We start from the raw sequence: 16610 nt of genomic DNA, 5'->3' as shown, positions 1-16610 counted from the left end.
AAATGGTGCGGAAAAAAAACAAAGGGCTCAGTAGCGATGACATCGCAATTTGGAAACAGGTTGCAGATGGTGTGAAACCCCTATCACCACGCAAGATTATTCCAAAACCGATAAAAACGACCAAGAATTTGCGCGCAACAACACCAATCACACAGCCGCCAATTCAGCCATTTCATATTGGTGAAAAAGTTGTTGAATCTATCAAAGGGTCGGGCCCAGATTTTCGTGAAGCCCCAGCAAAAACATCCCCGAATATGGATAAACGCAATTTCCAACGCCTGATGAAAGGCAAAATGGAAATCGAGGCAACGCTTGATCTGCATGGTATGACATATGATCAGGCGCAAAAACGTATCACAATGTTCATTCGCCAAAGCCACGTTGCGGGCCTGAGAATGATTTTGGTGATTACGGGTAAGGGGCGCACGCATGGCGTTGATGAATTTAATCGCCCCAAGGGCGGCGTATTGCGCCAAAGCCTGCCAGATTGGTTGCGCAGCCCAGCGCTCAACCATCTTGTGTTACAGGTAACGCCCGCGCAACAACGCCACGGTGGCACAGGTGCTTGGTATGTTTATCTTAGACGGATTCGTTAAATGCGCGTTTGCTGGCTAGATGTGCCAATGCACATGCACCAATTATCATGACCGCATAAAATGGCATTTGTTGGGGCATAGAATATCCGGCATCAATAAAATACCCCGTTACAAACGGCCCAATGGCAGATCCAAAAACGGTGAAGGCCGCGGCGAGCGCTTTGATTGATCCAAGATGACGTGTGCCATAATATTCCGCCCAGACAGCCGCCAAAATTGTGGATTGCCCCCCTTGCATCAAGGCCATCAACAACAATCCGATCAGTGCGAAAATATACCCGTCAAAGTAGCCAAACACAAAAAAAGCCGCCGCCATGGGGAGTTGGTATAATGGTAATAATTTAGCAGCACCCCAGCGATCAACCGCCCAGCCATATACCAACATCACACAAATTGTGCTGATGGTGTAAATCGGGAAAAGTGCTACAAAATTTACATGACCCCAGCCTTTTACCTCTGCCAAATGAACCTGTTGAAAAAATAGCGCTGTGCCAAATGTGGGCGGGGCCATTGCGCTGGGCAGAATCATCCAAAACAACCAGTGTTTCAAAACCTGTGGTCGCGTCCATTGGCGTGCACGCAATCCAACGCTGGATTCATTCGTTTGCGCATCCGATTGTGGTGTGCGTTCTTGTGCCAACAACACCAATAATACGGGGATGAATAGTAATGCAAAAAAACTGGCCAATATCCATAGGTTTTGCCAAGCGGTGATCGCCAACAAAGCCACAAATAAAATGGGTAATGTTGCCTCTGCTGCGGAAAATCCAAGTGTTGCGATGGATAATGCCTTGCCACGGTTTTGGGTGAACCAACGTGACATGGCGACCGCGCTGATGTGGGATAACATGCCTTGTCCACAAAAGCGCAGAGCGAAAATGATGACAGGCAATAACCACACCGCATTGTTAAAGGCCATCGCCAAACAGCTTGCTGAAATTGCGACCAGAAAAAAGACGGCCAATGTTCGCGCCCGGAAAAAGTCGGTTAAACCACCAACCCAGATCATCAAAAATCCACTGGCCATCGTTCCCATTGCATAAATCCCACCCCATTCGCCATTGCTCAGGGTGTAATGCGCCATGATATCTTTGGCGAAGATAGAGATGAAAAAAGTTTGCCCAAAGCAAGAGGCAAAGGTTAACAACGCGCCGGCGGATAACCAGCGCGCGTTAGACTTTATGAACGGTAGAATAATCTAGCCTCGGCCAAGTTTTGAAAACCGTGGCAACATGGCGGAAAAATCCATGCCAAGCCCATCTTCGTTTTCAACAAATTGCGCATATAAATCGGTTGCTGCTTGGCCCAGTGGCGTTGCGGCATCCGCGCTTTCTGCCGCCTGTTGTGACAGACGCAAATCTTTTAACATCAACTCGGCAGCAAACCCTGGTTTGTAATCATTGTCAGCGGGGCTATCTGGGCCAACACCTGGTGCGGGGCAGTAGGCATTCATTGACCATGAATAGCCAGATGATGTGGAAACAACATCAAACATTTTTTGACGATCAAGCCCAAGTTTATCCGCCAAGGCAAATGCTTCGCAGGTTCCGATCATGGTGATGCCAAGGATCATATTGTTGCAAATCTTTGCTGCTTGTCCGGCGCCGCTTTCGCCGCAATGCACGGATTTCTGCCCCATGATTTCCAACAAGGGCGCGGCTGTGGCGAATGCATCCGCGCCACCACCAGCCATAAATGTAAGGGTGCCATTTGTTGCACCACCAATGCCACCTGACACGGGAGCGTCAATCGCACCAAGCCCTGCGGCATTTGCCTGTTCTGCAACGGCACGTGCGGAATCAACATCCACTGTGGAACAATCGACAAATACAGCACCTGTTTTCATTTCAGGAATGATTTGATCCGCAACCGCACGCAAAATTGCACCGTTGGGTAACATCGTGATCACCACATCCGCACCCACCACCGCCGCTTGCGCAGTATCAACAGATGTTACACCGTCAATTTTAACGCCTGCAGTGTCAAAGCCAGATACATCATGCCCAGCCACCGCCAGATTATGCGCCATAGGCCCGCCCATATTGCCAAGCCCGATAAACCCGATTTTCATGTTAACCTCTCCCAATGAATTTTGGGGAAGCTTACGCAATGAATTCAGATTGGCAAGAACGCGTTTGACGCAGCGTTACAAAACATATCGTGAAACATCGGTGGCCTTGGCCAGTTCGCCCAAATGATCTTCGACATATGCCTTATCAACGGTGACGGTTTCGCCTGAACGATCAGGTGCAGAGAAACCCAATTCTTCGAACACGCGTTCGATGATGGTATACAAACGACGCGCACCGATATTTTCAACGGATTGGTTCACATCGGCGGCAATTTTGGCGATCGCGGCAATACCGCTGTCGTCGAATTTCACATCAACGCCTTCGGTTTTCATCAAGGCTTCGTATTGACGTGTAAGCGCGTTGTCGGTTTCGGTTAAGATGCGCACGAAATCTTGTTCGGTTAATGCGCGCAGTTCCACACGAATGGGCAAACGCCCCTGTAGCTCTGGTAACAGATCAGATGGTTTTGCAATGTGAAACGCACCCGATGCGATGAACAGAATATGGTCGGTTTTCACGGGGCCATGTTTGGTGGAAACGGTTGTGCCCTCGATCAAGGGGAGCAGATCGCGCTGCACGCCTTCGCGTGAAACATCCGCACCACGCGCATCTGCACGTGCACAGACCTTGTCGATTTCATCCAAGAATACGATACCGTTTTGTTCAACGGCATCTACTGCCTCTTTGGTGACGGTTTCTTGATCGACCAATTTATCGGCCTCTTCTGTGATCAAGAGCTTGTATGATTCAGCGACAGTCATTTTGCGCCGCTGTGTGCGCCCGCCACCAATTTTACCAAGCATATCACCAAGATTCATCATGCCCATATTGGCGCCCGGTTGCCCTGGAATTTCAAACATCGACATGGGGTTGCTATTATCCGCAAGGTCCAGTTCGATTTCTTTGTCATCCAACATGCCATCGCGCAATTTTTTGCGAAACATATCGCGGGTTTTATCGCCAGAATCTTCGCCACAAATCGCATCCAATACACGTTCTTCGGCATTGCTATGGGCGTTGGCTTTTACCGTTTCACGTTTGTCTTCGCGGATCATGATGATGGCGGCATCAACCAGATCGCGCACGATTTGTTCCACGTCGCGGCCAACATATCCAACTTCTGTAAATTTGGTCGCTTCGACTTTCAGAAATGGTGCCTTGGCCAGTTTTGCCAAACGGCGGCTGATTTCGGTTTTACCAACGCCTGTTGGCCCGATCATCAGGATGTTTTTTGGGTAAACCTCGTCGCGCAGATCGTCATCCAACAATTTGCGGCGCCAGCGGTTGCGCAGTGCCACGGCAACGGCGCGTTTGGCATCGTTTTGTCCGATGATAAAACGGTCAAGTTCAGATACGATTTCACGTGGTGTTAGGTCGGTCATTTGCTTATTTTTTCCACTGTCATATTGCCGTTGGTGTAAACACAGATTTCTGCTGCGATTTCGAGCGCACGACGGGCGATTGTTTCGGCGTCTTTGTCGCTGTCCATTTGGGCGCGTGCGGCGGCCAATGCAAAATTGCCACCAGATCCGATTGCTGCGATATCATTTTCGGGTTCCAACACATCGCCCGCACCGGTGATCACGAATAAATCGGAACCGTCGGTCACGATGAGCATGGCCTCTAAATTGCGCAGATATTTATCCATGCGCCAATCTTTGGCCAATTCAACGGATGCCTTTGCCAATTGACCGGGCGATGTCTCTAGTTTTGCCTCTAGGCGTTCCAACAGGGTGAATGCATCGGCTGTTGAACCAGCAAAACCACAAACCACATCAAACCCACCGGGTGAAATGCGACGCACCTTGCGGGCGGAGCCTTTGATCACGGTTGGTCCAAGGCTGACCTGACCATCGCCTGCCAACACGACCTCGTTTCCCTTTTTCACACCAACAATTGTGGTGCCGTGCCATCCGGGAAATTTTGTTTCTTCGCTCATAAGATTGCCTTTCGTTTGGCCAAGTTATACGAATCCTTACAAGCGAAAACAACGCTTGTTGCAAAGGGTCATCATCACGTGGATCAGGTAAACCTTTTATTGCCACCTAACACAGATATGGATGCCGTGCCATTTCTCAAGTCCTGTGGGGATGTGTTGCGCGATGCGGGGCTTCACGTTTTGGTGTCTGATGGGGTTGTTGATGATGGGCTTAACCTAAAAATTGGTCACGCTTTTGGTGGGTTTTGGTTGATTGATCGTTGTTTACCCCATGGCGAAACCACATTGTCAAACACCGCATTTGATCATCATTCGGTTGATTTTGAAACGGCGTCAAAGTTTTATGAAATGCAATGCGCAGAAGCGATCAAACCATTCAATCACCCATTTGGATTTGATGATTTTGTGTTGGTGGTTTTGGGTGAAAATCTGGGTCTGATTGACAGCGGTGCCGCCGTTGATACCACGCGCATTATTTCGGATGTTTTGGAAATGGAACCTGAACGCCAAGTGGTCATTCACGGAGCAACGGGTAGTGATTTGCATCACGAAAAATACGCAACCATTCGCCCGTTTGATTTGAATGATCGGGTGAGCTTTTCCAACGCTGCGATTGATCGGCTTTTGGATTCTTGTCGGTATGTGGTTACACAAAACCAAACGGTGAATTTACAGGCGATGTTTCATGGAAAACATACGGTGCAATATGCGCGTTCGGCGTTTCACCACATTAGCCGCAAAGTGTACGAAGACGAACGATTACGCAAAACGTATAATCGTGCACGGCGTGATCGCCCCGAATTTCAAAAATATATTTATTGGCTGTGTCATGAACATCTGACAAATGAAAATGACCCACAGATTCTGCGGGCCATTTTGGATCGTTGTCGTACGCTTGGTTGATGCCCAGCGTTACAGTGAACGTTCGATTTCTTCGGTTTCGAAAATCTCGATCACGTCGCCTTCGCGAATGTCTTCGTAGTTTTCAAATGCCATACCACATTCTTGGCCGCCTTGAACCTCTTTCACTTCGTCTTTGAAACGTTTCAGAGTTTTCAGCTTGCCTTCGTGGATCACCACGTTGTCGCGCAACAGGCGAACACCTGCGGAACGGCGTGCAACGCCTTCGGTAACTTCACAGCCACCGATTTTGCCAACACCTGTGATTTTGAATACTTCTTTGATTGTCGCATAACCAATGAATGTTTCTTTGATTTCCGCTGACAACAGACCAGATGCCGCCGCTTTGATATCATCAACAAGGTTATAGATGATGGAATAATAACGGATTTCCACACCTTTTTGGTTTGCAGCATTTCGCGCAGGTGCGTTTGCACGTACGTTAAATCCGATGATTGGTGCGCCAGATGCCTCTGCCAATGTGACATCGGACTCTGTGATTGCGCCAACACCAGAATGCAATACGCGTACGCGGACTTCGTCGTTGCCGACTTTTTCCATCGCTTGAACGATTGCTTCGGTTGAACCTTGAACATCTGCCTTGATAACGATTGGCAATTCGGAAACGTTTTCGTCTTCTTTTGCCTTGGCCATCAATTGATCAAGTGTTGTACCTGCACCAACCGCAGCGCGGTTGTCTTTGGCAACACCAATACGGTAATCGGCGATTTCGCGTGCTTTGGCTTCTGATTCAACGACGTTCAAAACATCGCCAGCTTCTGGTGTGCCGTTTAGGCCTAAAACCTCTACTGGTACAGATGGGCCAGCTTCGTCAACAATATCACCTTGATCATTGATCAATGCGCGAACGCGTCCGAATTGTTCACCAACAACGAAAATGTCACCTTTGCGTAATGTACCCGCTTGTACCAATACGGTTGCAACGGGGCCGCGGCCTGTGTCCAGTTTCGCCTCGATCACGGCACCTTGTGCGTCGCGATCTGGGTTGGCTTTCAATTCCAGAATTTCCGCTTGAAGCGCGATTGCCTCAAGCAGTTTATCCAGACCAGTGCCGTTCAATGCGGAAATTTCCACATCTTGAACTTCACCTGACATGCCTTCTACGATCACTTCGTGTTGCAACAATTCTGTGCGCACACGGTTTGGATCGGCGCCGACCACGTCCATTTTGTTGATCGCAACGATCATTGGAACGCCAGCGGCCTTGGAGTGCGCAATCGCTTCGATTGTTTGGGGCATAACACCATCGTTTGCGGCAACAACCAGAACAACAATGTCTGTCACTTGTGCACCACGCGCACGCATAGATGTAAATGCCGCGTGACCAGGTGTATCAAGGAATGACAACAACGTCCCATCATCAGTGGTAATTTGATACGCACCGATGTGTTGGGTAATGCCGCCTGCTTCGCCTGAAACAACGTTGGTTTTACGCAAAGCATCCAATACAGATGTTTTACCGTGGTCAACGTGACCCATGATCGTGATCACAGGTGCGCGTGGTTGCAATGTTTCAGGCGCATCTTCAATTGCTTGAATCGCATCTTCAACATCGGCGTCTGAAACGCGCACAACTTTGTGGCCGAATTCTTCGACGATCAATTCCGCGGTATCCGCATCAATCGTTTCGTTTTGTGTTGCCATGATACCGTTGGTCATCAAAGCCTTGACCACAGCATTGGTTTTTTCCGCCATGCGGTTTGCCAATTCTTGGACGGTAATCGCTGGTGGCAATTGCACGTCGCGAACAACCTTTTCGCGCTCTTGCTGACCGCCTGCCATTTCACGGCGTTGGCGTTCTTGTTTGCGTTTGATCGATGCCAATGAACGTTGACGCCCACCGTCACCACCGCGCAATGCTTGGTTAATTGTCAGTTTGCCTGAACGACGACGATCTTCGCCACCTTTGGACGGGCGTTGTTGTTTTTTATCGTCACGGGGTGTTTCGCGTTTTGCTGCGGGACCGCGTGCTGGGCCGCGTGCCTCTGCCGCTTGTGCGGCTGCGGGATCGGCGGCAACGGGTTCATCCTTTTTCGCAACAGCCTTTTTCGCAGCAGGTTTTTCTTCTGCTTTGGGTTCTGGTTTTGGTGCGTTATTCTCTTCTTCGCGTTCGCGTAATTTGCGTGCGATTTCTTCTTCTTCGCGCGCTTTTTCATCGCGTTCACGGCGACGGGCGGCGCGTTCTTCTTCGCGTTCTTTGGTTTCGGCTGCCTCTTTGGCGGCGCGTTCTGCCTCTTGGGCTTGCGCGGCTTCTAGTGCCTTGCGACGACGTTCCATTTCGCCATCAGAAATGCCCGCGGCTTTCTGTGCTTGTGCACCCGCAGGGCCACCTTTGCCAGGTACGATTACGCGTTTACGTTTTTTCTCGACAACCACAGATTTGCTGCGGCCGTGGGAAAAGCTTTGCTTTACGCGGCCCGAAGACGGGCGTCCACCGCCAAGGCCCAATGGTTTTTTATCGTCGCTCATTCGTACTTTAACCTTTCAATGCTGAAAAAATTCAGCTTTCACCTGATTTATCGCTAGCGCGGATACCTGCGAGGCGAACTGCATCGGCGACAACCCGTTTACTGAGTCCTCTGCCTGTTAGCGCCGCGTGTATCGCATAGTCTCGTCCAAATGCCAAACCCAATTCGGGAGAAGTCAGACAAGAGATGTAAGTATATCGCCCTTCTGGCGGGCGTAATTTCTGTTTCTGGCCGACAGAGCCGTCAAATGCTTGGATTAAAACCCGCGCTTTGCCCGATACCAACGCACCTTTGACGGTTTCAAAACCCATCATTGCATCACCGCTGCGCCGTGCCAAAGATATAAGATCGGCAATACGCTTTGCCAACAGTTGATCCACCAATGATAGCAGATTTTCCGGAACTGTTGCTTGTGCTTTTGCGCCGCGCGAGAACAATTTTTTGTCAATTGCTTTTTGCAGTGCGTCGCGTGTTGCCGATACCCAAATGCCACGCCCAGGCAGACGTTCCGCCAGATCAGGCGTGACCACGCCATCGGGAGAAAGCACAAATCGGATCATTTCCGATTTTGGCAAATCAGCCGCGGTGCTGATACAGCGCCGCGTCTGTTCGACTGTTTTTTGTGTCCGAGCACCACGTCCCATAGGGCGTTACCGAAGCCTGAAAAATCAGGCTTCAGTCTCCTGTGATGTTTCGCCTTCGCCGTCTTCTTCGGTGGCGGCATCTTCGGCCAGTTGTTCCTCTGTAACCCAACCAAGCTGCAAACGCGCGGCCATGATCAATTCTTGGGCTTCTTCCAAGTTTACATCCAACTGTTCCAAGATACCGTCATCTTTGTGACGTTCGCCGTTTACAGTTGTGTAACCACCGGCCAACTCCCAGTCAGCACAGGTTGCGAAATCTTCGATTGTTTTCACATCGTCTTTGCCAAGCGCGACCAACATTTGTGGTGACAGACCTTCGAAATCGATCAAGGATTGTTCCACACCCATTTCACGGGCTTCGGCAATTGCCTTGGCGTTAAGTTCATCAAGGCTTTCGCGTGCACGTGCTTGCAATTCTTCTGCGGTGTCTTGGTCGAACCCTTCGATCACCAACAATTCGTCGATTTCAACATATGCAACTTCTTCAAGTGATGCGAAGCCTTCGGATACCAACAATTGTGCGACGACTTCGTCGACATTCATTGTGTCCATGAACAATTTGGAACGTACTTCGAATTCTTTTTGACGGCGCTCTGATTCATCCGCTTCGGTCAGGATGTCGATATCCAAACCTGTCAGCTGTGAAGCTAGGCGCACGTTTTGACCGCGACGACCAATTGCCAATGACAATTGTTCATCAGGAACCACAACTTCGATACGTTCTGCGTCATCGTCCAGAACAACTTTGGTTACTTCGGCAGGTTGCAATGCGTTGACCAAGAATGTTGGCGCATCTTCATTCCACGGAATGATGTCGATTTTTTCGCCCTGCAATTCGTTTACAACGGCTTGTACGCGAGAGCCGCGCATACCCACGCAGGCACCCACAGGATCGATGGAATTGTCATATGAAATAACACCGATTTTGGCGCGCGAACCTGGATCGCGGGCAACCGCCTTGATTTCGATGATACCGTCGTAAATTTCAGGCACTTCCATTTTGAACAGCTCGGCCATGAATTCAGGCGCTGTACGTGAAAGGAAGATTTGTGGCCCGCGTGTTTCTGAACGTACCTCTTTGATATAGGCACGGATACGGTCGCCATTGCGGAACATTTCGCGGTTGATCAATTGATCGCGGCGGCACACTGCCTCTCCGCGGCCAACGTCAACGATGACATTGCCGTATTCAACACGCTTGACCAAACCATTGATGATTTCGCCCTGGCGGTCTTTGAATTCTTCGTATTGGCGATCGCGTTCTGCTTCGCGTACTTTTTGCAAGATAACTTGTTTTGCAGATTGCGCCGCGATACGACCGAAATCCATTGGTGGCAATTCGTCGATGATCAGGCTGCCCACTTCTGGGTTGTCGATATGGGCTTTGGCCTCTTCGACGGTCATTTGTGTTGAATAATCTTCGACTTCTTGCACAACTTCGCGCACGCGTGTCATTTGAAGCTCGCCAGATTTGCGATCAATATTGGCACGAATATCAAGATCGGCACCGTATTTTGATTTTGCAGCCTTGGCATAAGATTCTTCCATTGCTTGCAAAACAAGATCAGGGTCGATCATTTTTTCGCGGGCAACTGAATCTGCGATTTGCAGCAGCTCCAAACGGTTTGCACTGGTGATAGCCATGGGATTAATCCTCTTCTGTCTCAATCGTATCGAAATCGCTTTCGACAATGTCTTTGCGCCCCTTCAGGGTTTGCGCAACCAATTCATCTGTCAGAACCAATTTGGCATCTGACAGCCATTCAAAATCTAAACCAATTGTACCCTGTTGGATTTCAATCAGTACTTCGTTGCCCTCAATACCGCGCAGGATACCCTTGAAACGACGTTGTCCGTCGATCAATTCTGTTGTTTCGATTTTGGCCTCGTGGCCTTGCCACATTTCAAAATCTTTAAGCCGTGTAAGCGGGCGATCAATGCCTGGGCTTGAAACTTCGAGCGCGTAATCGGCTTCGATCGGGTCTTCGACATCCAAAATCGCGCCGAGTTCGGTGCTGATCTTGGCGCAATCGTCAACTTCGATCCCGCCATCTGGGCGTTCGGCCATCACTTGCAACGTTGTTGATTTACCCGACATCAAGCGGATGCGCACCAATTCGTAACCCATGTCCTCGACAACGGGTTGCACGATGGATGCCATGCGTTTGTCTATCGCTGCTTTTGCAATCAAATCTGACATTATTCTACCATTCCCAAATTCTGGGCACAAAAAAACGGGCGCGCGGCCCGTCGGATATTTTCGATGGAAGCTTGGGGTTGGAAGCCAAACTTGCCGCTGTTGATGTGCATATAGGGCGATTGTTCATAAACTGCAAGCGGATTCGAAAACCGTTGAGTTCTAGACAGATTTAAGATGTTGGGGTTAGGGTAAGGTATTTCAAACAAACAAGCTGGGCATATGATGAACAGATTGAAGTTGATTTTAGTAATTCCAATCCTTGCGGTGATTTTCGCTGGTGTGTGGATGATTGTGTCAGAGCTAAGTGCGCCGGAACTTTCGGAAAACATATCGTCGGAACCAAACACTGGTGGTATGTCACCGCCACCGCCACCTCCGCCCCCAGCGCCTGCACCTGTGCCAAAGAATGATTTCCCAATGAGCGCACCATCAGAACCGATGTCTGATCCAGTTGTGACGCTAGAGCCACCCATTGTTGTCATGCCCGAAGTCGTTGTGGAACCAAGTGTCGAAGCAAATCTTGATCCCGAAGAAACCAGTTCAATTGTTCAGCTATATTACGCAACAAATCGGAATTTGGTGCCAGAGGATCAACGTGACGAAGACGATCAAACAAGCCAATACGGAAATTTTGACGGTGAATTACGCTATGGCGTGGCAGAGGTATCAATCCCACGCGATCACGAAATGGGCGAACTGGAATCGCCGAATTGGTTTATCGAAAAAATATTTGGCTTTGACGAAGAAAAGCATGTTGTTCTGCAATGGATTGCCGAGGATGGCAAAGAGGCAGTTATGGCAGGCGTGCGTGATGATCTGAGCCAATTGGATGATCGAGCCATTTTAGCATTTGTGCATGGATTCAACACCAGCTTTGACAAAGCAGCGCGGCGCACTGGACAGCTAAAATATGATTTGGGATTTGAAGGGCCCACTTTTTTCTTTAGCTGGCCATCCAAAGCATTGGGGAGCGCCTATACCCACGACAGCCAAGTCGCGGAAATCACCTACACCGATATGACCGCGTTTTTACGCGAACTGACAGCACAAGATGCAGAGCGTGTGATCGTGATCGCGCATTCGATGGGGACACGGATTTTATCCCAAGGGCTGGCCGATTTAATCGCCGAAGACCCCGACGCGGCCGCGAAAATCACAACGGTGGTTTTGGCAGCACCCGACATTGATGCTAAGGTTTTCAAAGAACGGTTAGCGCCAAAGTTTCGCACGCTTTCGCGCCCGGTCACACTTTATGCGTCTGACAACGATACAGCGTTGCGTATGTCCGAAACGGTGAATGGGTTGATCCGCATTGGTGATGCATCAAACGGGCTTAATCCTGTGGAGGGTATTGATTTGATTGATGCGTCCAATGTGAAATCAGATTTTTTCGGGCACACGTATTTTGGTGATAACAAATCCATCCTTTCAGATATGAAAAACCTATTTGAATTGAACGAACCGGTGGACATACGCAAAGGGTTAGAGCGCGTCGAAACACCTCTTGGCCCCTATTGGCGTATTACGGGAAATTAAGCCAAAGAATTGGTTGTGTCCGATGTGCGAAAAATTTAGCGTTGCAACCTGTGTGATTACCAACAGAAAGATCGAATGTGGACCATCTGAGCGAAATGCAAGCCTTTACCAGCATTGTTGAAAACGGCGGCTTTACAGAGGCGGCGCGAAAGCTAAAAATTTCAAAATCTGCGATTTCCAAACATATTTCCGCACTTGAATCCCGATTGGGTGTAACGCTGTTAAACCGCACGACACGACGTGTAAGCCCTACGGAAATCGGACAGTCGTATTACGACAAAGTATCGAAAATTTTGGAAGACGTGCGTTTTGCAGATGAACAAGTACAATCGATGCAAGCCGCGCCAAAGGGTACGTTAAAAATCTCTGCCAGTACGGATTTTGGCGGTAATCAAATTTCCCGCGCGATGGGTGCATTTTTGGCGCAATATCCGGAAATTCGGGTGAATATGGAGCTGACAAATCGGTTTGTTGACCTAACCCAAGACAACATCGATTTGGCCATTCGCATCGGAAAGTTGGTTGATAGTTCGCTAAAGGCGCGCAAATTGGCAACGGCACGTTTTTATATTGTTGCTTCGCCTGAATATATTAAAAAATTCGGCGAGCCGCGCACAATTGATGATTTAACCGAGCATCGCTTGATGCATTATTCGCAAGGTTCGGTAAATCAGGTTTGGAATCTTACCGCGACAAGTGGAGAAGAACGCCAAATTCGCACACCGGGGAATTTTACCGTTAATGATGGCTTGTCATTGATGACAGCCGCCAAAGAAGGCATAGGTTTAACGATATTACCTAACTTTTTGGTATCCCCTGCGCTCAAGGATGGATCATTGGTTCAGGTGTTAAAACAACTTCCTGTACTGGAAGCGGGAATTTACGCTGTATACCAACCTGCAACATATACACAGCCAAAATTACGTGCATGTATTGATTTTCTCGCCACGTATTTTAAAGATAGCGATGCGACAGATTGGGCGTAAGTTATTTATTACATTAATTATTATTTTGATTTCATGTGGGGGTTATTGAAGATACACATTTGAGGTACGGATGAAGATCAAAGATTTCACCAAGAAATACGCGCAAGCCAACAACGGGTTAGCGGCGCGGGATTTAACGTTGACCATCGCATTTTACCTTGGATCATTTTCGCTCGCCTATATTTTCTATGATCATTGGTTGTTAAGCAGCATCTTTGTGCTTCTTACAGGTATCGGCATTATCCGGCTTTATATGTTGCAACATGATTGCGGACATTATTCATTTTTTTGCACATCGCGCATGAATAATATGGTTGGTACATTGTTGTCAGGGATCACATGGACCCCATTTCGATCACTGCGGTATAATCATGGGTTGCATCATGCGCATATTGGAAATCTCGATGAACGGGATGCATCCGAAATATATACCATGACCGTGGCGGAATATGATGCCACGACACCTGCACGTCGTTTGGGATATCGAATTTATCGAAGCGCATTCACGTTGTTTTTTGTCGGCCCCATAATAATATTTTTCTTTCGCTACCGTTGGCCAAAAAATATCAAGCGCACAGGTGTTCTGGATGCAATGACAACAAATCTGTTGTTGTTGGTTTTTTGGATCGGCGTTTACGCATTGATGGGATTTGAGGGGATCTATATCCTGTTGTGGGCGTCGATATTTGGCGCAACCGCGGGATCAATCATTCCATATGTGCAGCACAATTTCGAAAATACATATTGGGAGCGCCATCCAAATTTGGATTTTGAAACCGCGGCACTAACAGGAACGACAATTTTGGATTTTGGACGGCTATTTGATTTGGCGACCGCGAATATTGCCTATCATGATTTACACCATTTGAATGCGCGCATCCCGTCATATCGGTTAAAGGAATGTCAGGATGAAATTGCGCATATGTTGAACCCAGTCAAAGTTGGCTGGGTTGAGGGATTATCCTGTATCCGCTGGAAATTGTGGGATGAAGAATTGGGAAAAATGGTTGGTTTTCCCATAGCAAGTTTAGCTACCAATGACATAAGTGAAAAACCGTTGGTTTAACGCTTGATGCGATAATGGTATTTGCCAACTTCAACCAATCCCATTTTTTCATACATGGTTTTAGCGCCATGATTTGCAGCGACAACAAGGATACAAACCGTATGGGCTTTGTTTTGCGCGGCCCATTCGGCCACTGCTTGCATGATTTGTTTTCCTAAACCTTGGCGGCGCATTGATTCAATTACCTCCACGCAATGCACCATGCAAATACCCTGGTGTATGGCCGCAAATGCTGCGGCTTTGTTTTGGATTGATATGCACGTCTTTGGAACACGAACGCGGCGCATCACATCAAGCCTTTCTTGACCGATCCCGCCAGCGCCCCAAATTTCAGCCTGTGTTTTAGATGGATCTTGTGAAACATCAACAGGATGCTTTGCGGCAATTTTGGATGTTTCACATGCCATGATCAATGTCGCATCCATAATTGAATATTGACGCCGTGCCAGTTGAATTTCCAATGTCGGAAATCCGGCGCGGATCATGAAAATATGCTGTTGCCCCAATGCGGTCATGGCGCTTTCAGCTTCTTCGATAATGGCATTGGATTCGGTTTGCGTCGCGGCGCTTACACGTTTTCCACCACCACGACCTTCTCGAATTTGCCAACCGTTTAGTGTTTGAATTTCAAACGGTGCCCATGTTGCATCAATGGTATCATAAAGCGTTTCAATATCGGGTTTGATCCAGCTCATGCGATGCGTCCTGAAAATGCGGATTTGATACGATCCATTGCCTGTGCAACCAGTGACGCATCAGTGCCGCGCACAACCAGATTTGCGCCATGTTTACCGTCTTCGAAAAACGGATATGAACCAACGGATAATTCACGAAATGCATCCGCGATTTCACCCAAAGGCCCAGCGATCACGCTTTCAGGAAGGTCGACGCGGTAACTATCTGAAACAACCGCAGCGCCATGTTGTAGCTGTGGCAATAACCAAGCAACCATCGCGGTGAAAACGCTTGGCACACCGGCCATGACATGGACATTTTCAATGCTAAATCCCGGTGCGCGAGACACGGAATTTTCAATCAAGGTTGCGCCATCTGGAATACGCGCCATGCGCAACCGCGCAGGGTTTAAATCCGCCTCGCCATTTTCGTAATTCATCGCCAATACGGCGCGCGCATCGGCACGGACATCAATGCCCACCCCAAATGCCGCGGCAATGCAATCGGCCGTGATGTCATCATGTGTTGGCCCAATGCCACCGCTGGTGAAAACATATGTAACCCGTGCACGTAATTCATTTACGGCACGCACGATATCATCTGCCTCGTCGGCAACAACGCGTACCTCTGTCAGGGTAATCCCAATCTTGGTCAGCTCACCCGCCAAGTGGTGCATATTCGCATCGCGCGTGCGCCCCGACAGTATTTCATCGCCGATCACCAGCATCGCCGCGGTTGGGTTTTTCATTGGTATTGTCCTTTATTCAACATATTCGTAAATCTGCTAGCATGAAATTTACCAGACCCCTAGTTCCCGCAATATTAGAGCGAAGATATAAGCGATTTTTGGCAGACATAATATTGCAAGATGGCAGCGCTGTCACAGCGCATGTTGCCAATCCTGGTTCCATGCTAGGGATGAATGCGCGCGGACTCAAGGTTTGGGTCGAGCCAAATGATGATCCAAAACGAAAGTTGAATTATTCTTGGAAATTAGCCGAGCTTGAAAATGGGACATTAATTGGCGTTGATACAGCCATGCCAAATAAAATTATAAAAGAAGCCTTGGCGAACAAGGCGATACCAGAACTTGTTTTTGATCACGTCAAAGCAGAGGTAAAATACGGCGAAAATTCACGTGTGGATTTACTGCTAACAACGGATGGTGAACCGGATCATTATTTAGAGGTCAAAAGCGTCACTCTTTCGCGCAAATCAGGTATCGCAGAATTCCCAGATAGCGTGACCGCACGTGGGGCAAAACACATGGGCGAGCTTGCGAATATGGTGGCCAACGGGCATCGTGCAACGATCTTATATCTGGTGCAACGTGATGATGCGGCATCGTTTCGCGTGGCGGGTGATATTGACCCAACTTATTTTGCCGCCTATGAACAAGCGCTATCGGCGGGGGTGGACTTGCTGGTTTACGATACCGTTCTGTCCCCTAACGAAGTATTTATTGGCAAAAGACTACCCTTGGCATCGGGCCGCTTTTCGGTCTAAG

General features: G+C 48.7%; 16 protein-coding genes. 6 read left to right on the top strand and 10 right to left on the bottom strand.

The features are described from left to right. The first annotated feature begins 2 nt into the window (after positions 1–2). Positions 3–596 carry a Smr/MutS family protein gene (locus tag BFP76_RS01425; RefSeq protein ID WP_099591386.1) on the top strand — a complete coding sequence of 198 codons (594 nt, stop codon included), beginning with the start codon at positions 3–5 and terminating at the stop codon, positions 594–596. On the opposite strand, the gene BFP76_RS01420 is transcribed toward BFP76_RS01425, so the two are convergent. The 4 genes from BFP76_RS01420 to hslV all read right to left on the bottom strand — a co-directional run bounded on the left by BFP76_RS01420 (position 580) and on the right by hslV (position 4607). Beyond that, the gene (locus BFP76_RS01420) at positions 580–1743 is read right to left on the bottom strand and encodes an MFS transporter (RefSeq protein ID WP_240513953.1); all 1164 of its coding nucleotides are present in this window, start codon (positions 1741–1743) and stop codon (positions 580–582) included. The two genes, BFP76_RS01425 and BFP76_RS01420, sit on opposite strands and share 17 nt — an antisense overlap. 51 nt (positions 1744–1794) lie before the next feature. Then, on the bottom strand, positions 1795–2667 hold the full coding sequence (gene mmsB, locus BFP76_RS01415) for a 3-hydroxyisobutyrate dehydrogenase (protein WP_099591384.1): 873 nt from the start codon (positions 2665–2667) through the stop codon (positions 1795–1797). Positions 2668–2742: 75 nt separating this feature from the next. Then, positions 2743–4050 (bottom strand): ATP-dependent protease ATPase subunit HslU, encoded by a 1308-nt coding sequence (gene hslU, locus BFP76_RS01410; protein WP_099591383.1) that lies wholly within the window; start codon positions 4048–4050, stop codon positions 2743–2745. Continuing rightward, entirely contained in the window at positions 4047–4607 is a 561-nt protein-coding gene (gene hslV, locus BFP76_RS01405; protein ID WP_099591382.1) for an ATP-dependent protease subunit HslV, read from the bottom strand. The genes hslU and hslV overlap by 4 nt, the downstream gene beginning before the upstream one ends. A 78-nt stretch (positions 4608–4685) precedes the next feature. On the opposite strand from hslV, the gene BFP76_RS01400 reads away from it, so the two are divergent. Further along, positions 4686–5510, top strand: a complete 825-nt coding sequence (locus BFP76_RS01400) for a hypothetical protein (protein WP_133117364.1) — start codon at positions 4686–4688, stop codon at positions 5508–5510. A gap of 9 nt (positions 5511–5519) precedes the next feature. Here BFP76_RS01400 and infB read toward each other — a convergent pair whose 3' ends face one another. From infB to rimP, 4 genes are read right to left on the bottom strand one after another with little or no spacing between them, the layout of a single operon-like run. Then, the gene (gene infB, locus BFP76_RS01395) at positions 5520–7997 is read right to left on the bottom strand and encodes a translation initiation factor IF-2 (protein WP_099591380.1); all 2478 of its coding nucleotides are present in this window, start codon (positions 7995–7997) and stop codon (positions 5520–5522) included. Between the two features lie 31 nt (positions 7998–8028). Then, positions 8029–8640 carry an RNA-binding protein gene (locus BFP76_RS01390; protein WP_099591379.1) on the bottom strand — a complete coding sequence of 204 codons (612 nt, stop codon included), beginning with the start codon at positions 8638–8640 and terminating at the stop codon, positions 8029–8031. Between the two features lie 24 nt (positions 8641–8664). Beyond that, positions 8665–10284, bottom strand: coding sequence for a transcription termination factor NusA (gene nusA, locus BFP76_RS01385; protein WP_099591378.1), 1620 nt, complete (start codon positions 10282–10284; stop codon positions 8665–8667). A 4-nt stretch (positions 10285–10288) separates the two neighbouring features. Next, positions 10289–10840: a ribosome maturation factor RimP gene (gene rimP / locus BFP76_RS01380; RefSeq protein WP_099591377.1), complete on the bottom strand. Its 552-nt coding sequence runs from the start codon at positions 10838–10840 to the stop codon at positions 10289–10291. Positions 10841–11059: 219 nt separating this feature from the next. Between rimP and BFP76_RS01375 the strand changes: the two genes are divergently transcribed. The 3 genes from BFP76_RS01375 to BFP76_RS01365 all read left to right on the top strand — a co-directional run bounded on the left by BFP76_RS01375 (position 11060) and on the right by BFP76_RS01365 (position 14428). After that, positions 11060–12376, top strand: a complete 1317-nt coding sequence (locus BFP76_RS01375; RefSeq protein ID WP_099591376.1) for an alpha/beta hydrolase — start codon at positions 11060–11062, stop codon at positions 12374–12376. A 77-nt stretch (positions 12377–12453) separates the two neighbouring features. Further along, positions 12454–13362 (top strand): LysR family transcriptional regulator, encoded by a 909-nt coding sequence (locus BFP76_RS01370; protein ID WP_099591375.1) that lies wholly within the window; start codon positions 12454–12456, stop codon positions 13360–13362. Positions 13363–13432: 70 nt separating this feature from the next. Beyond that, positions 13433–14428: a fatty acid desaturase gene (locus BFP76_RS01365; protein ID WP_099591374.1), complete on the top strand. Its 996-nt coding sequence runs from the start codon at positions 13433–13435 to the stop codon at positions 14426–14428. On the opposite strand, the gene BFP76_RS01360 is transcribed toward BFP76_RS01365, so the two are convergent. Then, entirely contained in the window at positions 14425–15123 is a 699-nt protein-coding gene (locus BFP76_RS01360) for a GNAT family N-acetyltransferase (RefSeq protein ID WP_099591373.1), read from the bottom strand. The two genes, BFP76_RS01365 and BFP76_RS01360, sit on opposite strands and share 4 nt — an antisense overlap. Then, positions 15120–15851, bottom strand: a complete 732-nt coding sequence (locus tag BFP76_RS01355; protein WP_099591372.1) for a competence/damage-inducible protein A — start codon at positions 15849–15851, stop codon at positions 15120–15122. The genes BFP76_RS01360 and BFP76_RS01355 overlap by 4 nt, the downstream gene beginning before the upstream one ends. Before the next feature lie 41 nt (positions 15852–15892). On the opposite strand from BFP76_RS01355, the gene sfsA reads away from it, so the two are divergent. After that, complete coding sequence (gene sfsA / locus BFP76_RS01350) at positions 15893–16609, top strand: DNA/RNA nuclease SfsA (protein WP_099591522.1); 717 nt, start codon at positions 15893–15895, stop codon at positions 16607–16609. The last annotated feature ends 1 nt before the right edge of the window (position 16610 follow it).

Origin of the sequence: Paramylibacter kogurei, assembly GCF_002742285.1 — a bacterium.
GTDB classification, from domain to species: Bacteria; Pseudomonadota; Alphaproteobacteria; order Rhodobacterales; family Rhodobacteraceae; genus Amylibacter; species Amylibacter kogurei.
The sequence above is the reverse complement of the archived record's forward strand: the minus strand, read 5'-3'. Positions and strand labels throughout refer to the sequence as shown.

Excerpts from the sequence above, each read along its gene's own strand:
- BFP76_RS01375 (WP_099591376.1), top strand. The coding sequence starts at position 11,060 with ATGATGAACAGATTGAAGTTGATTTTAGTAATTCCAATCCTTGCGGTG.
- rimP (WP_099591377.1), bottom strand. The coding sequence starts at position 10,840 with ATGTCAGATTTGATTGCAAAAGCAGCGATAGACAAACGCATGGCATCC.
- hslU (WP_099591383.1), bottom strand. The coding sequence starts at position 4,050 with ATGACCGACCTAACACCACGTGAAATCGTATCTGAACTTGACCGTTTT.
- infB (WP_099591380.1), bottom strand. The coding sequence starts at position 7,997 with ATGAGCGACGATAAAAAACCATTGGGCCTTGGCGGTGGACGCCCGTCT.
- nusA (WP_099591378.1), bottom strand. The coding sequence starts at position 10,284 with ATGGCTATCACCAGTGCAAACCGTTTGGAGCTGCTGCAAATCGCAGAT.
- BFP76_RS01360 (WP_099591373.1), bottom strand. The coding sequence starts at position 15,123 with ATGAGCTGGATCAAACCCGATATTGAAACGCTTTATGATACCATTGAT.
- BFP76_RS01390 (WP_099591379.1), bottom strand. The coding sequence starts at position 8,640 with ATGGGACGTGGTGCTCGGACACAAAAAACAGTCGAACAGACGCGGCGC.
- BFP76_RS01365 (WP_099591374.1), top strand. The coding sequence starts at position 13,433 with ATGAAGATCAAAGATTTCACCAAGAAATACGCGCAAGCCAACAACGGG.
- sfsA (WP_099591522.1), top strand. The coding sequence starts at position 15,893 with ATGAAATTTACCAGACCCCTAGTTCCCGCAATATTAGAGCGAAGATAT.
- BFP76_RS01425 (WP_099591386.1), top strand. The coding sequence starts at position 3 with ATGGTGCGGAAAAAAAACAAAGGGCTCAGTAGCGATGACATCGCAATT.
- BFP76_RS01355 (WP_099591372.1), bottom strand. The coding sequence starts at position 15,851 with ATGAAAAACCCAACCGCGGCGATGCTGGTGATCGGCGATGAAATACTG.
- mmsB (WP_099591384.1), bottom strand. The coding sequence starts at position 2,667 with ATGAAAATCGGGTTTATCGGGCTTGGCAATATGGGCGGGCCTATGGCG.
- hslV (WP_099591382.1), bottom strand. The coding sequence starts at position 4,607 with ATGAGCGAAGAAACAAAATTTCCCGGATGGCACGGCACCACAATTGTT.